Raw genomic sequence first — 23,156 nt, 5'->3', positions numbered from 1 at the left:
GGGCCAAAAGGGCGGGCAGGATGATTACAGGTACAGGAGGTGAACGACCTTGCGGGTTTCGAAGGGATCGTCGCGCGTCTCGAAGCCCAGGGATCTGGCCAGGGCGCGCATGGGCGCATTGCTGGATTCGTCAACCGCGTAAATGTGGTGGAAAGCATTCTTGCGCGCGGCCGTGATCAAATGTTCCATCAGTAGCGTACCCAATCCCAGCTGCTTCCATTCTTCGGCGACTGTCACGGTACATTCACATTTGTGCTCGTCCGTGGCGCCATAGCGGCTGACGCCAATCTCGATCAGTTGGCCATCCTTGTGAACCAGTGCGATGTACGCCATGCGCTGTTTGCTATCGATGTCCAACCTGGGGCCAGCCATGGCTTTTTGAGGTTCGTTGACCCGCGAGAGAAAGCGCATGTGCCGGGACTCGGGGGACAGACGTTTGATGAAGGCGTATTCACGCTCGCGGTCTTTATCCGTCAACTGCCGGATCAACACGTGACCGCCATCCTGAAGGGTTTCGATCCAGTATTGGCCTTTGACTTTGTCACAGGCTTCAGCAGCCCGATAATGATGATTTTTGACAGTGAACATCGGGCGATCCTCCGTCCGGTATCAAGGGTGGGCGCGCAGTGATGAACGACGCGGTTCACTTGTTTCTACACTGTTGGCCTCTGGCGAACATGATCTGGATCAGAACTGAACGCCGCAAACAGGATGCCTGGACCGGTAGCCGTACCCTGTGTTCGCTGCCACCGCCAGCGTGAGCAGCCTGATCGCGGCGCTGGTCAATCATCCAATACTTGCGGCGAAACCACCCAGACGCTGCACGGCATTTCTTTATCTTGCGTCCGGCCCTGAAACGGGGCTTGATCTTTGTCAAACAGAGGGGCAATGACAATGGCGCACGACATGCGGTGACACGCGTCTTGGCCAGTCGCCTCGTGCTCATCTGATCGCGGCTCACCGATAACTGACAAATATCAAGTCGGCTGAATGTGACGCGCTCATTCTGAAGGCCTGTTCCATGCCATTGTCCGCATGCCGAGGTGTTCCATGTCGCAACTCCAGCGCTTACTGTTGATTGCTCCCCAAGCCATGACCCGTACACCGGCATTCGACCGGGCTGCCGCATTGGCGCATGCCCTGCAATTGCCCTTGCACATTGTGGCGTTTGATTATGTCCAGGCCCTGGCGGTGGCCGGCTTCTTTGCCCCCGAGCAGATCAGCCAGGCCCTTGAAGGCTACCTGCAAGCCCATCGGCAATGGTTGACGGAGCAAACCGGGTCGATGAGTAAACTCGGCATCCAGGTCACCAGCGAAGTGGTGTGGGTCCAGCACCCCTACGAGGAGATTGTGCAATTCGTCAATGAGATGCCGCTGGCGCTGATCATCAAGGATGCGCAGGAAGAACCGGCCTTGAAACGGGTATTTTTCACGCCGCTGGATTGGCAACTGTTGCGCGACTGTCCGGTACCGGTGCATCTGGTGACCCATGCGCTCAACCCGCGTCCACGCAATGTGTTGGCGATCATCGATGTGCTGCGCAGTGAAGAGCAGGATCATGAATTCAATGACCAGATCATCGACGCCGCCGTGAAGTTGGCCGAGGTCTGCGAAGCCCGGCTGGAACTGCTGCACGTGTTTGACTGGACGTCCTTGTATACCCAGGACATGGGCTTTGGCGCACTGCCGCTGGCCACCGGAATTCATGAAGCGTTGGGAGTGGCTCAGAATGAGGCGTTTGCGGCCATCGCCGAACGCCATGGCGTGCCACCCGAATGTCGCCACTTCATGGAGGGCATGCCGGTACCGAGCATTTGTGAGTTCGCCGCCGAGCACCACTGCGATGTGATTGTCATGGGCACGGTTCAGAACAAGGGCCTGGACAAGTTACTGGGGACCACGGCCGAACAGTTGTTGCATCGGGCGCCGTGCAGCGTGTTGGCGATCAAGCCGGGCCAGATGTTGCAATCCTGAGCAATGGGGCACAAAGACGTCTATCAGTGGTTGGGCCGCGGCGGAGAAGGACATGAGCGACTTTCTGAATGCTGAGCAACTGGAGGGTCTGGATGCCTATTGGCGGGCCTCCAATTATCTGGCCGTGGGGCAGATTTACCTCAAGGACAACCCGCTGCTGAAGCTGCCGTTGTCCCTGGAGCACATCAAGCCGCGCCTGCTTGGCCATTGGGGCACGACACCCGGGTTGAACCTGATCTATACCCACCTCAATCGCTTGATCAAACAGCACGATCTGAACATGATTTTCATCGCCGGTCCCGGTCATGGCGGCCCTGCGGTGGTCGCCCAGACCTACCTTGAAGGCACGTACACCGAGTTCTGTCCGTCGGTGGAGTGCAACAGCAACGGCCTGGTTCGCCTGTTTCGGCAGTTTTCGTGGCCTTATGGCATTTCCAGCCATGTATCGGCTCAAATTCCCGGATCGATCCATGAAGGTGGCGAACTTGGCTACAGCCTGGCCCATGCCTACGGTGCCGCGTTTGATAATCCGGAGCTGATCGTCGCCTGCGTCATCGGTGACGGTGAGGCGGAAACAGGCACGCTGGCCGCCAGCTGGCATTCCAACAAGTTCCTCAATCCGGTGCGTGACGGCGCCGTTTTGCCGATTCTGCACCTTAACGGCTACAAGATCGCCAACCCCACCGTACTGTCCAGAATCAGCGAGGATGAGCTGTCAGCCCTGCTGTATGGCTATGGCTACGATCCCTATTTCGTCGAAGGCGACGACCCGATGCAAGTGCATCAGGCCCTGGCCCAGACGCTGGACACCATGGTCCTGAAGATTCGAGGCATCCAGCTCGACGCGCGCCGCTCCTCGCGATCCGCACCGCCGGAACGGCCCCTGTGGCCAATGCTGGTGTTACGAACCCCCAAAGGTTGGACCGGTCGAAGTTCGTCGATGGCCATCGAGTCGAGGGCACCTGGCGCGCGCATCAGGTGCCGCTGGCCGATTTCCAGCAACCGGCTCATCTGTGCCAGCTGGAAGAATGGCTCAACAGCTATCGCCCAGACGAACTGTTCGATGCCAACGGTGCGTTGTTGCCTGAACTGGCGGCGCTGGCACCGACCGGTCATCGTCGCATGAGCGCCAACCCCCATGCCAACGGTGGCGTACTGTTGCGAGCGCTCGATCTACCGCGCTTTACCGACTATGCCGTGCCGTGCGAAGTGCCGGGTAGCCTGCGTGCGGAGGCCACACGTGTCATGGGCACCTATTTGCGCGACGTGATGAAAAACAACCTGAGCGCCAGCAATTTTCGCCTGTTCGGTCCGGATGAAACCGCCTCGAACCGGCTGGATGCCGTCTATGAAGTCAGCGCCAAGGCCTGGATGGAGCCGCTGGAGCCGGACGACCTCAATCTGGCAGCCGATGGCCGGGTGATGGAGATCCTCAGTGAACAAGTGTGCGAAGGCTGGCTGGAGGGCTATTTGCTGACCGGACGCCATGGTCTGCTGTCCTGTTACGAGGCCTTCATCCATATCGTCGATTCGATGGTCAACCAGCATGCCAAATGGCTGAAGACCGCCGCCGAGGTGCCATGGCGCAAACCGGTCGCTTCGCTCAATTACTTGCTGACCTCCCATGTCTGGCGTCAGGACCATAACGGGTTCTCCCACCAGGACCCGGGGTTCATCGATCTGGTGGCCAATAAAAAGGCGGACGTGGTACGCATCTACCTGCCACCCGATGCCAACTGCCTGCTGTCCGTGACCGACCACTGCCTGCGAAGCCGCAACTACATCAATGTCATCGTCGCCGGCAAGCAACCGGAATGGCAATGGCTGGATATCGATGCCGCCATCCGCCACTGCCAGACGGGTATCGGTCGCTGGAGCTGGGCGTGTCGTGATGATGGCGACCCGGACGTGGTGATGGCCTGCGCTGGTGACGTGCCGACCCTGGAAACACTGGCCGCCGTGACCCTGTTGCGCGAGTACGTGCCGGACTTGCGGGTGCGGGTGGTCAATGTCGTGGACCTGATGGTTTTGCAATCGTCGTTCCAGCACCCCCATGGTCTGCCGGACAGCACTTTCGATGAGTTGTTTACGTGCGACAAACCGGTGATTTTTGCCTTCCACGGCTACCCGGCGCTGATCCATCGACTGATCTACAAACGCACCAATCACGAGAATTTCCACGTGCGCGGGTTCAACGAGGAGGGCGCGACCACCACGCCGTTCGATATGGCGGTGCTCAACAACCTGGATCGTTATCAGTTGGCACTGGACGTCATCGAACGCGTACCCCGGCTGCACGATCAGGTGCAAAGCGCGCGGTCGCGCTACTGGTCGACCATGGAGAAACACAAGCTCTACCTCATTGAACATGGGCAGGACATGCCGGAAGTACTGAACTGGCAATGGACGCCCGTGGCAGCCGCCGCAATCGAACACTCACCCGAGTAGAGGCAGATCATGAGCCAGTACCGAAAGCTGTTATTGATCATCGACCCGGCCTTGCGTCATTCCCCGGCAGTCAATCATGCAGCCGCGCTGGCCAAGGCCAGCGGCGCCAGTTTGCATATCGCAGGGTTGATAGGGCCACTGGACCTTTTGTCCTTGCTTGAACAGGGTGACCGGGAAACGGCGCGTGAGGCCTACCTGCAGGATCACCGCGACTGGCTCAAGGCGCAGACCGACAATTTGCGTACACGGGGACTGGAGGTGACGATCGAGGTGGCATGGGCCGACGACCTGCGGCAAGACATCCTGACGCATGTCGCGGAAATGCAGCCCGACCTGCTGATCAAGGAGGTTCAGCATGAATCCTTGTTCAAGCGCGCCTTTTTCACGCCCCTGGACTGGTACCTGCTGCGCCACTGCCCGATACCTGTATACCTAGTGGGCGCGAGCAGCTTCGTATTGCCGAGCAAGATTGTCGCCGCGGTGGAGGTGTCCGATAAGGAGTCGCCCGACAACGAACTCAATGAGCGAATCATTCAGCAAGCCACTGGCCTGGCCATGCAATGTGGTGCCGATCTGCATTTGCTCTACGCCTGCAACATTTCGGCGGGTTACCTGGCGGACATGGACGGTCTGACCCTTGCGGAGCTGACCAAGGCGTTGCGCAAGGACCTGGAAAAAAACTTCCTCAAGTTGGCGAGCCATTACGGAGTGGCCGCCGATCATCGACACTTCGTGATTGGACACCCCGTTTCCGCGCTGAGCGAGTTTGCCAATGAGCAGAATGTCGATGTGATCGTGATGGGAAAGGTCCAGTCCGGCGGAATGGACAAGCTATTGGGCAGTACGACCGAACACATTCTGTATCAGGTCCCTTGCTGCGTCATGGCGGTCTAGAAGCGTCGAGGAGGTGACAGAACCTCAGGGTGAGGTCTCTGTTACCTGGGTGAATACCGCAACGGGTTTGAGTGGCAGGAGCGCGGGAAACTCTTCAGGCGTCAGGGTTTCCCTTTCCAGCAGCAGCCGCGCACCAGCGTCGAGATCGGCGCGTCGGCTTTCAAGCAAAGCCTTGGCCCGTCCATAGGCCTCCTCGATCAAGGCACGAATACCGATGTCGACTTCCCTGGCCGTTTGTTCCGAGTAGTCTTTCTCACCGACACCCTGCATGCGCTCACCCAGGTAGGTTGCGCTTTGCCGCTCCAGTACCGATTGACCGAGTACGGGACTCATGCCAAACCGGGTGATAAATTGCCGGGCGATGTCCGTCGCGCGGGCCAGGTCATCGGCCGCGCCGGTGGAAATCTGGCCATAGGCAAGGTATTCGGCAGCACGCCCGGCCATCAGGACCACGATCCGGTCCTTGAGCATTTGGCAACTGATGAGAAAGTGATCTTCGGTCGGCCGTTGCAGGGTATAGCCCAGCGAGCCGATGGCACGCGGCACGATCGAGACTTTGTGCACCGGGTCCATGGCCGGCAGGCTGCTGGCGGCCAGGGCATGCCCCATCTCGTGATAGGCCACCACTTGGCGCTCTTCCGGGCGCAGCACGCTGCTCTTGCGTTCAACGCCGGCGACAATGCGTTCCACGGCGGCGGTGAAATCGTCGAGACTGACCGCGACGGCGCCACGACGGGTGGCCACGATGGCCGCTTCGTTGACCAGGTTGGCCAGGTCGGCGCCGGTGAAGCCCGTGGTAATGTCGGCTATACGCTCGCCATTGAGGCCTGGTTCCACGGTGATCTTTTGAAGGTGGACCTTGAGGATCGCCTGGCGGCCCTTGCGGTCAGGACGATCGACCAGAATCTGCCGGTCGATGCGACCGGCCCTGAGCAGTGCAGGGTCCAGCACTTCCGGCCGGTTGGTCGCGGCCAGCAGTACCGCGTGCGTTTTCGGTCAATGTAGACCGCTTGGCTCCGGCGCGATTGACATTGATCAATAGCGATCAAATCAAACGTCGGTCGCTTTAACGAACGCGAATCACCGACCACTTCTGATGTGCATGAGTCGGAACTGCCCGGGTGTATGTCTCGCGCAAGCAATTGACATAAATCAACGCAAAGGCCGTCTCGACAGAGGATTCTGAATTTGCAACGAAGGTGCCTGATCCAGCGGCGAACACGACAGTGGCCCGCGGACAGCGGCAAGCGTGCAAACCCCATGGAGTCCGATCATGAGCCAGTATCGACGGTTATTGCTGATCATCAACCCGGCCCTGCGCCAATCTCAAGCCATGAACCATGCTGCCGCCCTGGCCAAGGCCAGCGGTGCCAGCTTGCACGTCGCCGCCTTGATCCCTTCCTGGAAACTGTTGTCGCTGCTCGAAGAGGGCGATAGGGAAAAGGCTCGCGAAGGTTACCTGCAAGACCATCGCGATTGGTTGAAGTATCAGGCGAGTCAACTGCGCGATAGCGGCATCGAGGTGACTTCAGAAGTCACCTGGACCGACGACATCCAGCACGACATCCTCGATCACGTCGCAGAAATGCAGCCCGATTTGCTGATCAAGCAAGTGCAGCACGCGTCAGCGCTGCAGCGCGCGTTCTTCACCCCGCTGGACTGGCGCTTGCTGCGTCATTGCCCGATACCGGTCTATCTGCTTGGCGAAGGTGACCATGCCTTGCCGCGCAAGGTCGTGGCGGCGGTCGACGCTTCCAATACCCTGGCACAGGACAGCGAGCTCAATGAGCGGATCATCCAGCAGGCTTACAGCCTCGCCATACAGTGTGAGGCCGAGTTGCACTTGCTGTACGCCTGCGACATTTCCACCCTGTATCTGGGAGATCCGGGAGGCGGAGGCCTGACGCTTTCGGACCTCGACAGGCAGTTACGTAAAGGACATGAAAAAACCTTCCTCATGCTCGCCGACCGTTATGGCGTGCCTGCTGACCGGCGGCACTTCATTGAGGGACACCCTGTCGCGGTGTTGAATGCGTTCGCCGATGAGCAGCATGTGGATGTGATTGTAATGGGCAGGGTCCAGTCGCACGGCCTGGACAAGTTCCTTGGCAGCACGACCGAACATATCCTGTATCAGGTGGCGTGCAGCGTTTTGGCTGTCTAGCAGCGGTCGTTCGAGCCCGGGAACTGCGTCACGATATCCCCCGGTTGGCCAGGCGACTTGTCCTGCACGTTGACTTACACGCCAAACGGATAGGTTTCGTCTTCCGGCTCCAGCTGCTGGTTTTTCGGCAGGGGCAGCGCGGTGACCGGCGTGGTTTGCTCGATCCAGATCATGGCATCGAATTGTTCGGCCAGCATCGACTCGAAGTAGTGACTGAACCGCTCGCTTTCGGGGCGGTAAATCACTCCGATGGCCCGTTCCAGCAAGGGCGCGGACAGAACGCTGCGCAGCACTTTGCGCTGCGGGTCTCGCCAGTCGGTCAGAGACGCCGCCACCCCGGCCTTGAGAAACTGATGCTCCCAGCTGTCCGGTCGGGAAGGGCGGACGTCTTTGATCAACATCTCGCCGTCCCAGTCATCGGCGGCAGCGACCTGGCCTCGGTCGGTGGCCATGCCAATCAGCACGACATCGCGCCCAAGGGCGCTTCGGCACAGTTGACCGATATTGAACTGACCCTTCCAGCCCATTTCCGTGGCGGCCGCATTGCCGATATGGGAGTTGTGGGCCCAGACCACAGCCTTGGCTTGGGAGCCCCGGTGATCGAGCAACGCACGCAAGGTATCGAACATGTGCCGATCACGCAGGTTCCAGGAAGCCGTCGACCCTCGATAAATCGCCCGGTAATACTGTTCCGCCGCCATCACCACCCGTGCATTCTGCGTCGCATTGAAGAACGCTTCGTCGTCGCGGATGAGCCCGGCCAATTGTTCAGTCAGCATGGCATTGAGCTGCTCGACCACCGGCTGTTCGCAGGGCATCACACCGCCACGTTCGACGAAGTGGCCGTACAGCGCCGGATCATCCTGCCACGGCGTCAAACAGCCATAGCGTCGCCGGGCTTCATGGGCCAGACGCGGGTCGACCCGGTCCAGATAGCCCAGCACTTCATGAATGGAGTTGCGCAAGCTGTAGACGTCCAGGCCGCGAAACTCGACGCGCTGGTCAGGGACCTGTTGGTGATTGTACTGATGCAGCCAGTGGGCGAATGCCTTAACCTCGCTGTTGCGCCACATCCAGGTCGGGAAGCGGCTGAAGATGTGGCGCTTCCAGGCTGAATGCGCCACCCCCCGGACATACTGGTCGACATGACCGGCGTCCGGCCAGTCGGCTTCCACTGCCACGATATTGAAACCGTGCCGCTCGATCAGCCCCTGGGTGATCGCCGCCCGGGTTCGATAGAAATCGCGGGTTCCATGGCTCGCTTCGCCGATCATCACCACACGTGCATCGGCGTAGCGATCGAACAGGTTGGCAAAAGCGGGGGAGTCCAGCTCTGGCAGGGGTTCAGCGTATTGGCGTAACACTGGGGTTATGTGTGCCGTGTCTACGTGATGTTGCTGGCCGCGGGGCTTATCCGGCCATTTCTGCGAAGGTGAGTTCATGAGTTCATCCCCCAAGGGTGGGTTGCTGACGGCGGCAGGGCGCTCGGGGCGTACCAGACACTCACCCGTTCAAGATCGTTGCGCAGGTTCTGACACCGGGCGCCAACGCTACCAACCCTCTGTGTCCTTCTGCCTGATTATGTCTACACCGCGACCCAGGGGATTGGTTGAGATTTATCAATAAAGAGCGCAATCCCCCAGGCGAAGATAGTGATCCGCCAACGCCAGAGGTAACAGCCATGAACGTATCCAGCCTGCGGCATATGGATCGGGCACCTCATGTTCTGGCCCTTTGCCTGGCTACGCTCATGGGTTGTACGGGTACACGCGAAGAGGCGCTCCAGCAAACGTCCACTCTGTCGGGGATCGCCATGGCGGACAGCGTTTGTTCGCTGTGCCATGGGCTGACGGGGGAGTCTGTCTCGCCCATGTTTCCCAAGTTGGCGGGCCAGCAAAACGAGTATATGCAGTTGCAACTGACCGATTTCAAAAACCATGGACGTAGCGCTGCAACTGACAGCCGGTACATGGGGGGATTGTCCCATTTGACCAAGACTCAGATTGCCGAACTGGCCGACTATTTTGCGAGCCAGCGAGCCATGCAGGCTGACACCGGGACGCCAGATGCGCGAGGTGAAGTGATCTTTCGCCAGGGCTTGCCTGAGAGGGGCATCCCACCGTGCAGCGCTTGCCACGGGAAGGACGGCGGGGGCAATGGAGTGATTCCACGGGTGGCGGGCCAGCATGCCAGCTATATGAGCCATCAGATCATGGTGCTGCAGCAGACCGGGCAACGCCCCAACGGTGCTCCGATGTTGCCGGTGGATCATGCACTTTTCCAGGCCGATGCCGAATCCGTCGCCCGATACATGGCGGCACTCGGGACAAAGCAATGATTGCCCTGCGGGGGCTCCGTGATGGGCATTCAGTCACCTGAACGAGCACCGTCATCAGCGCCAGCCGGTAGGTCGCGTGTCACGGAACAAGCACGATCGCACCGTTGAACTGACCACTACGCAACAGCGTCAGTGCCTGATTGGCATCGTCAAGGGAAAACTGGGTGGTGTCGCAGTGTACGGGTGTGTGTTGCAGTTCTTTAAAAAACGCTGTGCCATCGTCGCGGGTCAGATTAGCCACAGATCGTACGCTGCGCTCGCCCCATAGCAGCCGATAAGGAAAGGCCGGGATGTCACTCATGTGAATGCCGGCGCAAATCACGCAGCCCCCCTTGACCGTGACGGCCAGCGCCAGCGGTACCAGCGCCCCGACCGGAGCGAAAATCAGGCTGGCATCGAGCAGGTGCGGAGGAGGCTGGTCCGACGAACCGGACCATTTCGCACCCAAGGATCGGGCATATGCCTGTCCTGCTGTGTCATCCGGTCGAGTGAAAGCGTACACCTGCTGGCCTCGTCCCCGTGCGACTTGAATGGCCAGATGCGCTGCGGCCCCAAAACCATAAAACCCAAGGTGGTGTGCGCCTTGTGCCATTTGCAAGGCACGAAAGCCGATCAGCCCGGCACACAGCAACGGTGCGGCCTCGGTATTGGAGAGGGACCCAGGGATAGGAAAACAAAAGCGTTGGTCAGCCACGGTGTATTCGGCGTAACCACCGTCCAGATGACATCCAGTGAACATGGCCTGATCGCAGAGGTTTTCCCGACCGGTCTGACAGAATGCGCACTGACCACACGTCCAGCCTAGCCAGGGAACCCCCACCCGCTGGCCGATGCGCCCGGGGTCTGCATGGGTGCCGACCGCCATGACTTCACCGACGATTTCATGCCCCGGCACCCGGGGCAGCACCGCTTGAGGCAATTCACCGTCCACCAGATGTAAATCGGTACGGCAGACACCGCAGGCCAGGACTTTTATCAATAGTTGATTGGCACTGGGTGCCGGAATGGGCCGGTCTTCCCGTTGCAGCGGCTGACCGGGTGCGTGTAAAACCATGACGCGCATCATGATGTCCGGTTCACCGGGATCAACAGACAGGAGGGCGATGGCAGCCGGCAATCAACTGCTTGAGGCCTTCCAGATTAAGGATTTTGACGTCACGGCCTGAAACTTCCACGAGTGCTTGATCCCGCAGATGTGCGATGCCACGACAAATGGTTTCCAGGCGCAGTCCCAGGTAGGAGCCGATTTCCTCACGGCGCATTTTCAACACGAAATCCGTCGATGAATATCCACGGATATTCAAGCGTTGCGACAGATTCAGTAAAAAAGCTGCCAGACGCTCGTCCGAGTTCATGTTGCCCAGCATCATCAGCATGTCGTGATCGCGGACGATTTCGCGGCTGAGAATCTTGTTCAGATTGTGCTGCAGGGATGGCAGCTCATGGGCAAGTTCTTCCAGGTGAGCAAAGTGGATGGGGCAGACCTCGCTATCTTCAAGGGCAATCGCATTGCACGCATGTAGGTCCGTGCTAATAGCGTCAAGGCCGAGCATTTCACCAGGAATCTGAAAGCCAGTGACCTGCTCGCGACCATCGACCGAAAGGACGCTGGTCTTGAAGGAACCGATTCGCACCGCATAAAGCGAGCGCAACGGATCGCCTGCACGGTAAAGCGTCGCGCCTTTTTTGACCTTGAAGCGCTGCACTATCAACGTGTCCAGACGCTCGACTTCCTGACCGGTCATGCCGATGGGCAGGCATAACTCCATCACACTGCAGCTCGAGCACGCAGCCTTCAGGTAATGGGGTTGCAGAGAGCGGACTTCTGGCATGAGAAGTGAGGTCAATTGGGAGGTTTCACTAAGGATAGGCGGCGTGACGACTGACACGCGCCGGATTCTCAGGATGGCGGGTTGTTATAGACGAACGGAACATTCTTTGCGCACTTTTACCCGAATGCCGGCTTGGGCATTTGATGTAAATCCACCATTGGCGTGGGGGCTTCGTACTTTTCGGCAGTGTGAAGAAGGGAAGTTTCGCACCATTGGTATTGATAAAGCAGGGTGATTTGATATTTATCAACGTCAGTCACATTCCAGCGGAGCAACCTGAGTTAACGCTGGTGCTTGATCCGGCGTGGACGCAACGGCCGAGCCCTGCGATGAGCAGCGATAGGCGTTGAAGTCCCTCTGCCTGGAGTCAGATCGTGAACCAGTATCAACGGTTGTTACTCATCACCCACCTGGCCCTGCGCCATTCTCCGGCGATCGACCATGCAGCTGCGCTGGCCAGGGCCAGTGGTGCCAAGTTGCATATCACAGCGTTGATTCCTTCGTTCAAACTGTTGTCACTGCTCGAAGAAGGCGATCGGGAAACAGCTCGGGAGCGTTACCTGCAGGACCATCGCGACTGGTTGAAGGACCAGGCCAGAAAACTCCATGACAGAGGGATCGAGGTGACCACCACGTTGGCTTGGGCTGACGACATGGAGCAAGACATCCTCGATCACGTCAGGGAATTGCAGCCCAACTTGTTGATCAAGGAAATCCAACACGACTCATCACTCAAACGCGCGTTCTTCACGCCGCTGGACTGGCACTTGCTGCGCCACTGTCCGATACCGGTTTATCTGGTGGGCGGAGTTCGTCATGCCTCGCCGCGCAAGGTCGTGGCGGCGGTTGATGCGTCTGCGGGCGACTCTGAAAACAAAGAATTGAATGACCATATCGTCCAACAGGCTTCCAGTCTCGCGGTCCAGTGTGATGCACAATTGCATTTGCTTTATGCCTATGACATTTCGCAAGACTATCTGGAGGAACTGGGCGGTGGCTTGAAACTGTCGGAGCTGACCAAATGGCGGCGCAAAAAGTCGGAGGAATGGTTCCTGAAGCTCGCCGGCCGGTACGGTGTTCCCGCTGACCGTAGGCATTTCGTACTAGGGCATCCTGTTACGGCGCTGAGCGAGTTCGCCAACAAGCATCACGTGGATGTGATCGTGATGGGCCGAGTCCAAGACCACGGCCTGGTCAAGCTTCTGGGCAGCACGACTGAACATATCCTGTACCAGGTGCCTTGCAGCGTTCTGGCAGTCTAGAGCGGACTTCTCTTGTCGGTTGGTGATTGATAATGGTCTTTCTACAATAGTTGGTGTGGTAGTGAGGATTTGATATGAACGTCTTGCTTAATGAACTGCACGCTTATCATCATGAGGTTGCTACCAAAATTACTCAGATCAAAGGATTGGTGGGTAGGGTGAGGGATGAATCTGCTGGTGCCGATGACTTCAAGCAGTTGTTCAAGATGCTGGAAGCCTTGCATGGTGATGCAGAGCGACGCCATCATGAAAATGAAGAGCTTATTCGGCGGGCCTTGCTAGCGACTGAGGCACCGATCCACCAACGGGTCAAGGATATCGAGCGGGATCATCTGGCATTTGAGCGTATTGCTGGACAGCTCAAGATGTTGGAGGACTCGACTCAGGAGGGAAGAGTGATCGCTGACACTATCGATGACTTCATCAGGAAATACTACGATCATATGGAAGCTGAGGAGAGTATTTTCTTTCCGATGGCTGATAAGTGGCTATCAGACATCCAGTGGGAGGAAACAAAGCGTCAATGGCATTAATCGGAATTCTTATCGTCCACTTTTAGTTGGATTGGGCTGCGATTTAGTATTTTGCGAGACGCCCTCAACTCTGCCCCGCCGGCTTCCTGGCAGGGGCAGGGCAGCCTGAGAATCAGTCGCCTTTGATTGGCACGACTTTATCCGCTTTCATGGCTTCGGGCTTTTTCGGCAGCGAGATGCTCAGCACGCCCTTGCTGAAACTCGCGTCGATCTTCTCGGCATCGACACCCTTGGGCAAGTTGAACACCCGCTCGAAGGAGCCGTAGTGACGCTCGCTGAGGTGATAGCCCTTCCTTTTTTCTTCCTTGTCCTCTTTCTTTTCGCCCTTGATGATCAGGCTGCCGTTGGACAGTTTGATCTCAATGTTTTTCTGATCCATGCCAGGCAGTTCAGCCGTGATTTCGAAGCTATTGTCTTTCTCGGTGATGTCCACGGCAGGCAGGCTGTGGCCGATCAGTTCCCGTCGCCAGAGCGGCTCGACATCGAACAGCCCGCGACCGAATGGCGACAGCCCCGAGCCGCGATTGAAGTCTTCGAACAAGTGATCAACCTGCTGCCGGAGTTTTTCCAGGGGGCGCCAAAGGTCTGTTGCCACCGGATGCTGACTGGCTTTGTCGTCGCTATGAACCGGCACTTTTTTTTTCGTTGTTGCTCATTTTGATTTCTCCTCTTGGGTGATAGAGATGGATCGCAAACACCCGCTTGGCGGTCCACCACGACAGAACAAACACGCGGCGCTGGCCCTTACAAAGCCAGTGTCCCGGACCACAGCATCCAGCCGGCGAAGGCTGCCGCCGTCCAGATAATGATCAGCAGTCCCGTCTCGGGGCCGCTGAGCGGTTGCCCCTGACGAGCCTTCATGGTGGCCAGGTAAATCAATGAACCCGGGGCGTATAGCAAAGCGCTGAGCAACATGTATTTAGGCCCGGCGGCATACAGCAGCCACAGGCAATACAGCGTGGCGACCGAGGCGATGGCCATGTCGCGTAGTTGCAGGGCACGGTGGCCGGCATAGGTCTGGCCCTGCCAGGTCAGTTTCAGGGCATACAGACCGCTGAACAGGTACGGCAGCAGAATCATCGAGGTGGCCAGGGAGATCAACGCGAGGTAGCTGGCGCTCGAATACAGGGTCAGCAACAGGAACAGTTGAATGCAGCCGTTGGTGATCCATAGCGCGTTGGCCGGCGCCCCTTGCCTGTTTTCCACGGCAAGCGCGCCCGGCATGACCTTCTCCCTGGCCGGTGTGAACACCGATTCCGCCGCCAGCAGCGTCCAGGCGAGCAGGGCGCCACCCACCGAAATAATCAAGCCGAGGCTGATCAGCACCGCGCCCCATGGCCCGATGGCAACTTGAAGCACGCCGGCCATCGAAGGGTTTTTCAGGGCGGCCAGTTCAGGTTGTGTGAGAATGCCCAGTGAGAGCAATGACACTGCAATCAACAGCAACAGGGTGATGACAAAGCCGATGACCGTGGCGCGGCCGACATTGGCCCGCTCCGCCGCGCGGGCGGAGAACACGTTGGCGCCCTCGATCCCGATGAACACCCAAACGGTGACCAGCATGGTGCTTTTGACTTGGTCGAGGGTGCTGCCCAGCGCGGGCGAGCCCCAGAAATCGACACTGAAGGTTTCACGCTGGAAGGCTGCGATCACCAGGCCGATGAATAAAAGCAACGGCACGATCTTGGCCACCGTCGTCAACGCGTTGGCACGCGCTGCCGTGTGCATGCCCCTGAGAATCATCCAGTGCAATGACCATAGCACCACGGACGCACCGGCAATCGCCGCTTTGTTGTTGCCTTCGCCGAACAGGGGGAAGAAATAACTCAGCGCGGCGAACAAAATCACCAGGTAGCTGACGTTGCCGATCCAGGCGCTGATCCAATAGCCCCAAGCTGAATTGAAGCTGAGGTACTCGCCACCCAGGGCGCGGGCGTAGGCGAACACGCCGTTGTCCAGCGCCGGCTGGCGGTTGGACAAGGTCTGATACACCAGTGCCAGCGACAGCATGCCGACACCGGTGATCAGCCAGCCAATCAGGATCGCCCCGGCCCCCGCACTGGCCGCCATGTTCTGCGGCAGGCTGAAAATGCCGCTGCCGATCATCGAACCGATCACCAGGACAATCAGCAGGCTCAAGGACAGGCGCTTGGGTTCCACCTTGCGCAAACTGCCTGCAAGTGGGTGGCAGTCGGCGGGAGTACCGGTTGGGTGCCTTGCAGGTGCGTAGCCATGGGAGCCTCCACGAAACGAGAGTTTCTACACTCATCGAATGCGATGGTGCGAATGCTGACTCTAATTTCTGCGTGAACGTCCAACGCCTGGTTGATTTAGATCAGAAAGAGCGAATACAGCCGATTTATCCGGGCACAGCCCTGACCTCTGTTGTGTCCAACGCCTCAATTGCTGCGTTTCGGCGGACACGAAAGACATTCGGGTCCTAAGCTCCACCTCGATGAGCGGCAGATGTTGTTACAGCGAGCCATGCAAATCGCTTTTTGAGGAACTTACTTCGATGCTCAGTAAGTGGCTGGACCCCCTACTATTGCTGCTCACCGCACTGACGCTGCTGGCCGGCGGCGTTGCGCATGTCGCGCACAAACCCGATTGGGCATCGATGTGCTGGGCCGCGGGCAGTCTGGTGATGTCCGCGGTGCTGCTCATCGAGATCGTCAGGCGCCTGGCCCGGCGCGAAGCCGGTGTGGACCTGATCGCGCTGCTGTCGATCAGCGCCGCCCTGGTCTTTGAGCAGACACTGGTGGCGGCGGTGATTGCCTTGATGCTGGCGACCGGACGAACCCTGGAGTTTTTCACCAAGCAACGCGCTGACCGTGAGCTTCGTGCGCTCATCGACCGGGCGCCACGTTTTGCCTGGCTGCAGGAGGAGGGCGGCTTACGCAAGATCCCCGTTGAGCAGGTCCAGCCGCATCAAACATTGCTGGTGCGGCTGGGGGAGGTGATACCGGTCGATGGTCGCCTGCTGAGTCCTGCGGCCATTCTCGACGAATCTGCGCTCAGCGGTGAGTCGTTGCCCGTAACCCGTCGAGAAGGTGAGCAAGTGCACAGCGGCGTTTCCAACGTGGGTGCGCCCATCCTGCTAAGCGCCACGCGAACGGCCGCGCAGAGTACCTATGCGGGCATCGTGCGGCTGGCCGAGGCGGCACGTCGTTCGCGCGCACCTTTCGTGCGCCTGGCCGACCGCTATGCCTTGTTCTTCATCCCACTGACGTTGCTGATTGCCGGATTGGCCTGGCAGGTAAGTGGCGATCCCTTGCGAGCGCTGGCGGTTCTGGTGGTGGCCACGCCTTGCCCTTTGATTCTGGCGGTACCGATTGCCTTCATGTCAGGTATTTCGAGGGCCGCGCGGCGCGGGATCCTGATCAAGGACGGCGCGACCCTGGAAGCGCTGGCCGGGGTCAAGCAGGTGTTTCTCGACAAGACCGGTACGTTGACCAGCGGCCATGCCCGCCTGCAGTCGATAGAGGTCAACGGGCTGGGCGATCCGCAGCGCCTGCTTGGCCTGGCCGCTTCGCTGGCGCAGGCCTCGACGCACCCCATCTCCCAGGCCATTGTTGAAGCAGCGCATCAGCGTCAGTTGCCGCTCAGCGTTCCGCAGGAAGTAGAAGAAAGCCCAGGCTCTGGACTTTGTGGGCGGGTCGATGGCGTGCGAGTGCGTTTCGGCACGTTGTCTTTTGCGCACAAAGAAGCCCCAGTAACCGACTGGGCCGCCGCCATGCTGCGCCACATGGACTACCTGGCGTGCAGTGGAAGCTTCATCGACGTGGATGGGAAACTCGCTGGCCTGCTGGTTTTCTCGGACAACGTTCGGCGCGAAACTCCGCAGACGCTGCGTCGACTGCGCAACAGAGGTATTGAAAATATCGTCATGCTCACCGGGGATCGCCTGGAAACCGCGGAGATGATTGCGCTGTCTGCCGGGATTGACGAGCTGCGTGCGGGGTTGACCCCCGAGGATAAAGTGCGTGCTGTACAGCAAGGTTGCCTGCGCACTAGCACATTAATGGTCGGTGATGGCATCAACGACGCCCCCGCGCTGGCGGCGGCCAATGTCGGCGTGGCCATGGGGGCCAGCGGTGCCACTGCTTCTGCACAAGCCGCGGGTGTCGTGCTGCTGGTGGATCGGCTGGATCGGCTGGTCGAGGCGCTGGACATTGCCCGACGCACCCGCTACATCGCGCGCCAAGGTGTGCTGGTCGGCATGGGACTGTCGTTGCTGGCCATGGCGGTGGCGGCCCTCGGTTACCTGCCGCCGCTGATCGGCGCTGTGGTGCAGGAGGGCATCGACGTGGTGATCATCCTTAACGCCTTGCGGGCACTGGGGCCATTGTGGGGGCTGAGGAAACAAAAGCTTACCGCAGAGCATATCGATCGCCTGCAAGATGAACACCAGCAACTCTCCACCGTACTGAGCGATCTGCACCAACTGGCCAATGACTTTGCCCAGCGCCCACTTGCGCAGGCACAGACCGACTTGCTGGAACTGGTCGACAAGTTACAAACATCACTGGCGCAGCATGAGCGCGAAGATGAAAACACACTGTACCCGCTGCTGACGCGAAGCATGCCGGGCGAGGACCCGCTGTCAGCGATGAGCCACGTTCACCGGGAGATTTTTCGCCTTGTCCATTTGCTGGCGCGCATGAGCAGCGACTTCAGTTCCGCCCCCGCAACGGCACCTGCTGATGAGATTCAGCATCAGCTGATTCGTCTGGATACCCTCGTGCGACTGCACTTTGATCAGGAGGAGGAACTGTTTCGTTATCTGGATTGGCGCTAGGAATTCAAGCAAGCCATTTCGACGGCACGTTGAGCAGTTGCGACGGTGGCTCGAGTTGATTCAAAACGATCTCAGTCAAGCTCGGCAACGCGCCGCAGCGCAGGTGCCCATTAGTTTTTCTTCTTGATTAGCTTTCCTATGTAGTACTTGAGGCTAAAACGATCTTTAGGCCTTGGCAAGGTAGCCACCACTTTTTGTTTCGTGCAGCCCGCCACCGGTGAAATAGGGGTCGGGTATCAAGCCCTGAATGCCCGTCAGTTTTTCAAGAAACTGCAACATGGGCGCGGAGTTAAAGGCGTTGAAAACAGCCTTCAGATAGGGCGTGCATTCGTTGGGGCTGATTTGGCGTTTACTTTGACCTTTATAGCCACGTTCGTAGAGCATTTCGTTGGCGGTTGGCTCGACTGGATAGTTCGAACAAATATTTGCAATCAGGTCTTCCGGTAGAAAGTTATCGATGACGATGTGTGGAAATGGGGTGGCCTGGACGTAGTTATTTGCGGATAATAGTCGCGCCTGTACAGAGCTGTCGCTTGTTATTATGCTCGCCAAATTTACCTGATCAGAAATCATACCTTTATTAAGTCGCTGGGCAGCTGATGAATGTCTATCGCTAGTATAGTCCTGTGGCGAGTAGCGAATACGACTTTAATCGTGCGAGATAGGCACTATGTAGCTAAATGTTTTTGAAGTGTTTTTTTGCACTTATAGATCTATTAGAGAAAGATTCTTGAAGGGAAGTGAGTTGGGTTGCCGTGCAGCGTCAAATGCATCGTTACTTCATGCGGCGTATCGCACCTGTATAGACTGAAAACGTCATGAATGGAGGTGAGTGACGCCATCAATTCGACTTCCTGGCTATCACATTATTTTGAAACAAGGCAGCGTTTCAATCGGTTGAGTCTCCGGCATGGCAGTGCACGAAACGTGGATGGCAGGCAGGGGAACGCTCGCTTCATTAGGTGTTTTTGGAGGACGCCCCCGCTAGACCACTGCGCCAAACAAGTACCCCACCAAGGCCGTAATGCCCATGGCCAGAGCCCCCCAGAAGGTCACGCGCCAGGCGCCGGTCATGACGTTGGCCCCGCCAGCCTTGGCGGCAATGGCGCCCAATGTCCCGAGAAACACCAATGACATGCCCGATATCCAGGGCACCACGCTGTGCTCCGGCGCGACAAACGTCACCGCCAGAGGCAGCGCGGCACCCACCACGAAACTGGCGGCGGAGGCGAGGGCAGCCTGCAAGGGTTTTGCGGTGAGGGTGGCGCTGATGCCCAACTCGTCCCGGGCGTGAGAGCCCAGTGCGTCATGGGCCATCAATTGATCGGCCACTTGATGCGCCAGTTCGGGTGATACGCCGCGATGCATGTAGATATTGGCGAGTTCGATGTGCTCGGCTTTCGGGTCGCTTGCCAGTTCTGCCCGTTCGCGGGATAGATCGGCCCGCTCGGTATCGGCTTGGGAATGCACGGAAATGTACTCACCAGCGGCCATGGACATGGCGCCGGCCATCAACCCCGCCATACCGGTGACCAGCAAAGTGGCGTGGCTGGCGTTGGCGGCCGCGACGCCGATCAGCAGGCTGGCGGTAGAGACAATCCCGTCGTTGGCCCCAAGGACGGCGGCGCGCAGCCAGCCGATACGATCGCTTCGATGTGCCTCGGTGTGCCTGTGCATGAATTTCATTGTTTAAGGGGACTCCCTGTCATTAGGCGGTTCACGTCGGACGGGTTCCGGGCGGGCCGGCAATCGGCCGTCATCGGGCTTCAATTTGCGCCTGCAACTGGCCGCCGACAATGGATATTTCTTTGAACTGTTGCCCCTCGCGCAGCACGAACAACGCATCCATCCCGCGTTCCTGAGCCAGGCGTGGGCCCTCGGTTTCCCCCAGGACCATCAGCGCCGTGGCCCAGGCATCGGCGAGCATGCACGAGGCCGCCACCACGGTGACGGCGGCGAGCGGGTTGCACAGCGGCGCGCCAGTGGCCGGGTTCATGGTATGAGCATAGGAATGACCGGCCACATCGACCCAATGTCGATAGTCCCCGGAGGTCGCGATAGCAGCAGCGCCAAGTTCCATCACGCCCATGACTTCACGCACGTCCCGGCTGGGCTTTTCCAGGGCCACGACCCAGCGCTGGCCGTCAGGTTTGACGCCCCGGCGCGCATTTCGCCATCGATGCCGACCAGGTAGCGGGTGATGCCCAAACCCTCCAGGCAACGGGCCAGTTCATCAACGCCAAAACCTTTGGCGATGCCACTCAAATCAAGGTTCAGCGGCGCACGTTTGCGCACCTGATTGCGTTGCGGCTCAACCACCAGCGCGGCGCTGGCTAACAGCCGGGCGCGCGGCGCAATGGTGCCGATCGCCTGCTCTGTGACCGTCTGCTCCCCGGGGCCAAACCCCCAGGCGTTAACCAGATCACCGACAGCGATGTCGAAGGCGCCGCCGGATTGCTGACTGACACGCAGTGCCGCGGACAGCACCGTGGCCAACTCTTTGGGCACTGACACCCACACCTGCTCGGGGGCGGCGTTGAGGCGGTTGAGGTCCGAGTCGGGTTTCCAGGTGGACATTTGCTGGTCCACCCGGGCCACGGCGCTCGACAGGCGCTGACCAATTTCGTCGGCATCGATCCCGGCCCCGGCATAAAACAGGGCGGTGTAGCGGGTGCCCATGGTTTCGCCATTCAGGCTATAGCGCTGCAACTCAGTAGACGTCTTCACGGTAGCGTCCTTGTGCCTTGAGAGTCAGCACACTCAGGTTGAGAGGCGCCAACACTTCATCGAGGGCCTGCATCACGCCTTTGGCCATTTCGCGACTGCCACACACCAGCACCTGGGCACCTTTTTCAATCAGTCGGCGCAAGGCCAGGGCATCGCCGATCAGCCGGTCTTGCACGTAGCTGCGGTCCTGGACCTGAGAGAAGGCGGCGCGCAGTGCCGTGAGGCGACGGTCCGACAAGTATTGGTTGAGCTCCGGTTCATAGAGAAAGTCCGAGGCCGGGTTGCGTCCGCCCCAATACAAGTGCATCGGGTGTCGGGCCTTGTTGTTGCGGATAAAACCGGCCAGAGGACCGATGCCGGTACCGGCGCCGATCAGGATCACCGGGTGCGTGCCCGAAGCCGGACGAAATTGCGGGTTGGGCTGGATAAAGGCTTCGATCTGCGCGCCGATGTTCAGGCCATGAAGGAATTCCGAACACACGCCACCGTTGTGTTTACGCACACAGATCTCCAGCACGCCATCCTGGGAGCCGCTGGCCAGCGAGTAGAAACGCGGGACCGGGCTGCCGGGGGGCACAATCCCGACCAGGTCGCCGGCCAGAAAACTTGGCAGCTCGCCGCAGGCTTTGAAGCGCAGGATGTGGGTTGGCGCAATTACCTGTTCGCCATAGGCAATCCGCTCTGTCAGCTGCAATTGATGCGTACGCGGCTGCTGCGGGGTGTGAACCAGCACCAGATCCTGCCCCAACACTTCGCCCAACGCATGACCCCAGCGCGCAAACTCCTGAGAGGACTGGCGGTTGACGGTTTCCAACCCCAGCAATGGCGAGCCACCGGCCTGCAACATCGCGTCCTGCACCTGATGGGCGTACTGACAGAACATGCGCAAACTGACGGTCGCCCAGCCCCAGCACCGCAAAGGGCAGGCCGGGCTTGAGGCCGGTTTTGGCCAGCCGCGCCAGGAACTGCGAAGCCGAGGCCGGCGCATCGCCGTCACCATGGGTCGCGGTGAGGATGAACACCCGTTGGGCTTTGCGGTAATCGCCCACCCAATCATTCATCGCCGCGCTGTGCACCTGATGGCCACTCTGGTGCAAGGCGTCGTGCAAGGTTTTGGCAAACCCCCAGGTGCTGTTGTTTTCACTGCCCACCAGAATCACGATATCGGCGGAGTGGGCAGGGCTGTTGTGGCGGATGTTCGGGCCAGCCTTGCGCCGGCGCCACCACAACAGGATGCCGGTCACGCTCATCAACGGCACGCAGAGGGCGCAGAGCCCGAGCGGCAGGCCCAGCCACCAGAGGCCTTCGCCGGTGTGCAACTGGTAGATCAATTCATAGAGGTTGTGCATCGAGTCGTGGGCTTGATAGGACAACAAGGCGCCGCTGGCCTGATCCACGTAGCCGTCGCCCTGGGCCGTGCGCAGGGAAAACACATCACTCGGGTTGCCGGGGCTCGGGTAGACCAGCTCGCGCAGGTCGTTCAGGTCGGTGGCCTGCAAGGCTTTCAGCTTCGCCACCGGCAAGGCCGGGCCGGCGCTGACGTGGGCGGGGAAGGCGGGTTCACTTTGACTGCCGTCGGCGATAAAACCAAAAGTGGTGGCGGACATGTAGAGCCCGCTCAATGCCGACAGCAGCAGCCCGAGCAAGGCCAGTCTCCCGACCTCAGCATGCCAGCGCTGGCTGAAGGTGCCCCGCAGTGGCCGCAGCAGGTTGCGCCAGCCACCCAGGCGCCGGGCCAGCAATAGCGCACCGGACACCGACAGCAACAGCATGAACAGCGCGCCGGACACCCGACACCCCATGGCCCGGCGTGCCAAGAAACAGCGAGCGGTGAAGGTCTTTCACCCACCGTGAGAACGCGGATGGCTCGTAAGGTGCGAGGCTTTTGCCGGTCAATGGGTCGACCTTTTCAGCCCCGGCCTGACCGTTCTGGTTGTAGTAGACGATCACCGTGCCGGACGCTGTGCGCTGGATCTGCTCCACGCCCGGAAAGTGGCTGGCAACGCGCCCGGCCAGTTGGCCGACGTTGAGTTGTCCGGCAGGGGTGGACGTGCTGTGCAGGCGTTCCAGCGCCGGGTCGACAGACAGGATCGCGCCGCTGACGGCCAACAACATGACCAACAGGGCGGCGATCAGGCCAGGTAGGGAATGGAACTGACGAAGCATGTTCAGCCTCCGGAAATGGG

14 protein-coding genes and 5 pseudogenes are annotated in these 23,156 nt (G+C 59.3%); 8 read left to right on the top strand and 11 right to left on the bottom strand.

Annotated features, from left to right (window positions below; all coding sequences use genetic code 11):
* Nucleotides 1-24: 24 nt before the first annotated feature.
* Entirely contained in the window at nt 25-588 is a 564-nt protein-coding gene (locus tag BZ163_RS27070; protein WP_128873445.1) for a GNAT family N-acetyltransferase, read from the bottom strand.
* 462 nt (nt 589-1,050) lie between these two features.
* On the opposite strand from BZ163_RS27070, the gene BZ163_RS27065 reads away from it, so the two are divergent.
* The 3 genes and pseudogenes from BZ163_RS27065 to BZ163_RS27055 all read left to right on the top strand — a co-directional run bounded on the left by BZ163_RS27065 (nt 1,051) and on the right by BZ163_RS27055 (nt 5,316).
* On the top strand, nt 1,051-1,974 hold the full coding sequence (locus BZ163_RS27065) for a universal stress protein (RefSeq protein ID WP_128873444.1): 924 nt from the start codon (nt 1,051-1,053) through the stop codon (nt 1,972-1,974).
* A gap of 52 nt (nt 1,975-2,026) precedes the next feature.
* A pseudogene (locus BZ163_RS27060) lies at nt 2,027-4,422 on the top strand (phosphoketolase).
* Nucleotides 4,423-4,431: 9 nt separating this feature from the next.
* Nucleotides 4,432-5,316, top strand: a complete 885-nt coding sequence (locus tag BZ163_RS27055; RefSeq protein ID WP_128873443.1) for a universal stress protein — start codon at nt 4,432-4,434, stop codon at nt 5,314-5,316.
* Between the two features lie 24 nt (nt 5,317-5,340).
* On the opposite strand, the pseudogene BZ163_RS27050 reads toward BZ163_RS27055, so the two are convergent.
* Nucleotides 5,341-6,312 (bottom strand): annotated as a pseudogene (locus BZ163_RS27050) (AAA family ATPase); the annotation flags it as partial.
* A gap of 277 nt (nt 6,313-6,589) precedes the next feature.
* Here BZ163_RS27050 and BZ163_RS27045 point away from each other — a divergent pair.
* On the top strand, nt 6,590-7,480 hold the full coding sequence (locus tag BZ163_RS27045) for a universal stress protein (RefSeq protein WP_128873442.1): 891 nt from the start codon (nt 6,590-6,592) through the stop codon (nt 7,478-7,480).
* 74 nt (nt 7,481-7,554) lie between these two features.
* On the opposite strand, the gene BZ163_RS27040 is transcribed toward BZ163_RS27045, so the two are convergent.
* On the bottom strand, nt 7,555-8,922 hold the full coding sequence (locus BZ163_RS27040) for an erythromycin esterase family protein (RefSeq protein WP_128873441.1): 1,368 nt from the start codon (nt 8,920-8,922) through the stop codon (nt 7,555-7,557).
* 239 nt (nt 8,923-9,161) lie between these two features.
* Here BZ163_RS27040 and BZ163_RS27035 point away from each other — a divergent pair, with 239 nt between their 5' ends.
* Complete coding sequence (locus tag BZ163_RS27035) at nt 9,162-9,818, top strand: c-type cytochrome (RefSeq protein WP_128873440.1); 657 nt, start codon at nt 9,162-9,164, stop codon at nt 9,816-9,818.
* A 79-nt stretch (nt 9,819-9,897) separates the two neighbouring features.
* On the opposite strand, the gene BZ163_RS27030 is transcribed toward BZ163_RS27035, so the two are convergent.
* Together BZ163_RS27030 and fnr are read right to left on the bottom strand one after the other, a co-directional pair.
* On the bottom strand, nt 9,898-10,881 hold the full coding sequence (locus tag BZ163_RS27030) for a zinc-dependent alcohol dehydrogenase family protein (protein WP_128873439.1): 984 nt from the start codon (nt 10,879-10,881) through the stop codon (nt 9,898-9,900).
* A gap of 22 nt (nt 10,882-10,903) precedes the next feature.
* Nucleotides 10,904-11,650 (bottom strand): fumarate/nitrate reduction transcriptional regulator Fnr, encoded by a 747-nt coding sequence (fnr, locus tag BZ163_RS27025; RefSeq protein ID WP_128873514.1) that lies wholly within the window; start codon nt 11,648-11,650, stop codon nt 10,904-10,906.
* 374 nt (nt 11,651-12,024) lie between these two features.
* Between fnr and BZ163_RS27020 the strand changes: the two genes are divergently transcribed.
* Both BZ163_RS27020 and BZ163_RS27015 read left to right on the top strand, forming a co-directional pair.
* A complete protein-coding gene (locus BZ163_RS27020) occupies nt 12,025-12,912 on the top strand; it encodes a universal stress protein (protein ID WP_128873438.1) in 888 nt (295 codons plus the stop codon).
* A gap of 74 nt (nt 12,913-12,986) precedes the next feature.
* Entirely contained in the window at nt 12,987-13,445 is a 459-nt protein-coding gene (locus BZ163_RS27015) for a hemerythrin domain-containing protein (protein ID WP_128873437.1), read from the top strand.
* 112 nt (nt 13,446-13,557) lie between these two features.
* Here BZ163_RS27015 and BZ163_RS27010 read toward each other — a convergent pair whose 3' ends face one another.
* Nucleotides 13,558-14,079 (bottom strand): Hsp20/alpha crystallin family protein, encoded by a 522-nt coding sequence (locus tag BZ163_RS27010; RefSeq protein ID WP_128873436.1) that lies wholly within the window; start codon nt 14,077-14,079, stop codon nt 13,558-13,560.
* Between the two features lie 110 nt (nt 14,080-14,189).
* Nucleotides 14,190-15,551: a basic amino acid/polyamine antiporter gene (locus tag BZ163_RS27005; RefSeq protein WP_256579152.1), complete on the bottom strand. Its 1,362-nt coding sequence runs from the start codon at nt 15,549-15,551 to the stop codon at nt 14,190-14,192.
* 409 nt (nt 15,552-15,960) lie between these two features.
* Between BZ163_RS27005 and BZ163_RS27000 the strand changes: the two genes are divergently transcribed.
* The gene (locus tag BZ163_RS27000; protein ID WP_128873435.1) at nt 15,961-18,243 is read left to right on the top strand and encodes a heavy metal translocating P-type ATPase; all 2,283 of its coding nucleotides are present in this window, start codon (nt 15,961-15,963) and stop codon (nt 18,241-18,243) included.
* Between the two features lie 177 nt (nt 18,244-18,420).
* On the opposite strand, the pseudogene BZ163_RS26995 reads toward BZ163_RS27000, so the two are convergent.
* The 4 genes and pseudogenes from BZ163_RS26995 to BZ163_RS26980 form a co-directional block, all read right to left on the bottom strand.
* Nucleotides 18,421-18,741, bottom strand: a pseudogene (locus BZ163_RS26995) (2OG-Fe(II) oxygenase); the annotation flags it as partial.
* Nucleotides 18,742-19,227: 486 nt separating this feature from the next.
* On the bottom strand, nt 19,228-19,929 hold the full coding sequence (locus BZ163_RS26990) for a VIT family protein (protein WP_128873434.1): 702 nt from the start codon (nt 19,927-19,929) through the stop codon (nt 19,228-19,230).
* A gap of 70 nt (nt 19,930-19,999) precedes the next feature.
* Nucleotides 20,000-20,970 (bottom strand): annotated as a pseudogene (locus BZ163_RS26985) (FAD:protein FMN transferase).
* Nucleotides 20,954-23,136: pseudogene (locus tag BZ163_RS26980) on the bottom strand (PepSY domain-containing protein). Before BZ163_RS26980 ends, BZ163_RS26985 begins: the two co-directional pseudogenes overlap by 17 nt.
* Nucleotides 23,137-23,156 lie beyond the last annotated feature (20 nt).

Source organism: Pseudomonas sp. VI4.1 (assembly GCF_002029345.1).
Classification (GTDB): Bacteria; Pseudomonadota; Gammaproteobacteria; order Pseudomonadales; family Pseudomonadaceae; genus Aquipseudomonas.
Note: the sequence above shows the minus strand (reverse complement) of the source record. Positions and strands in the feature narration are given on the sequence as shown.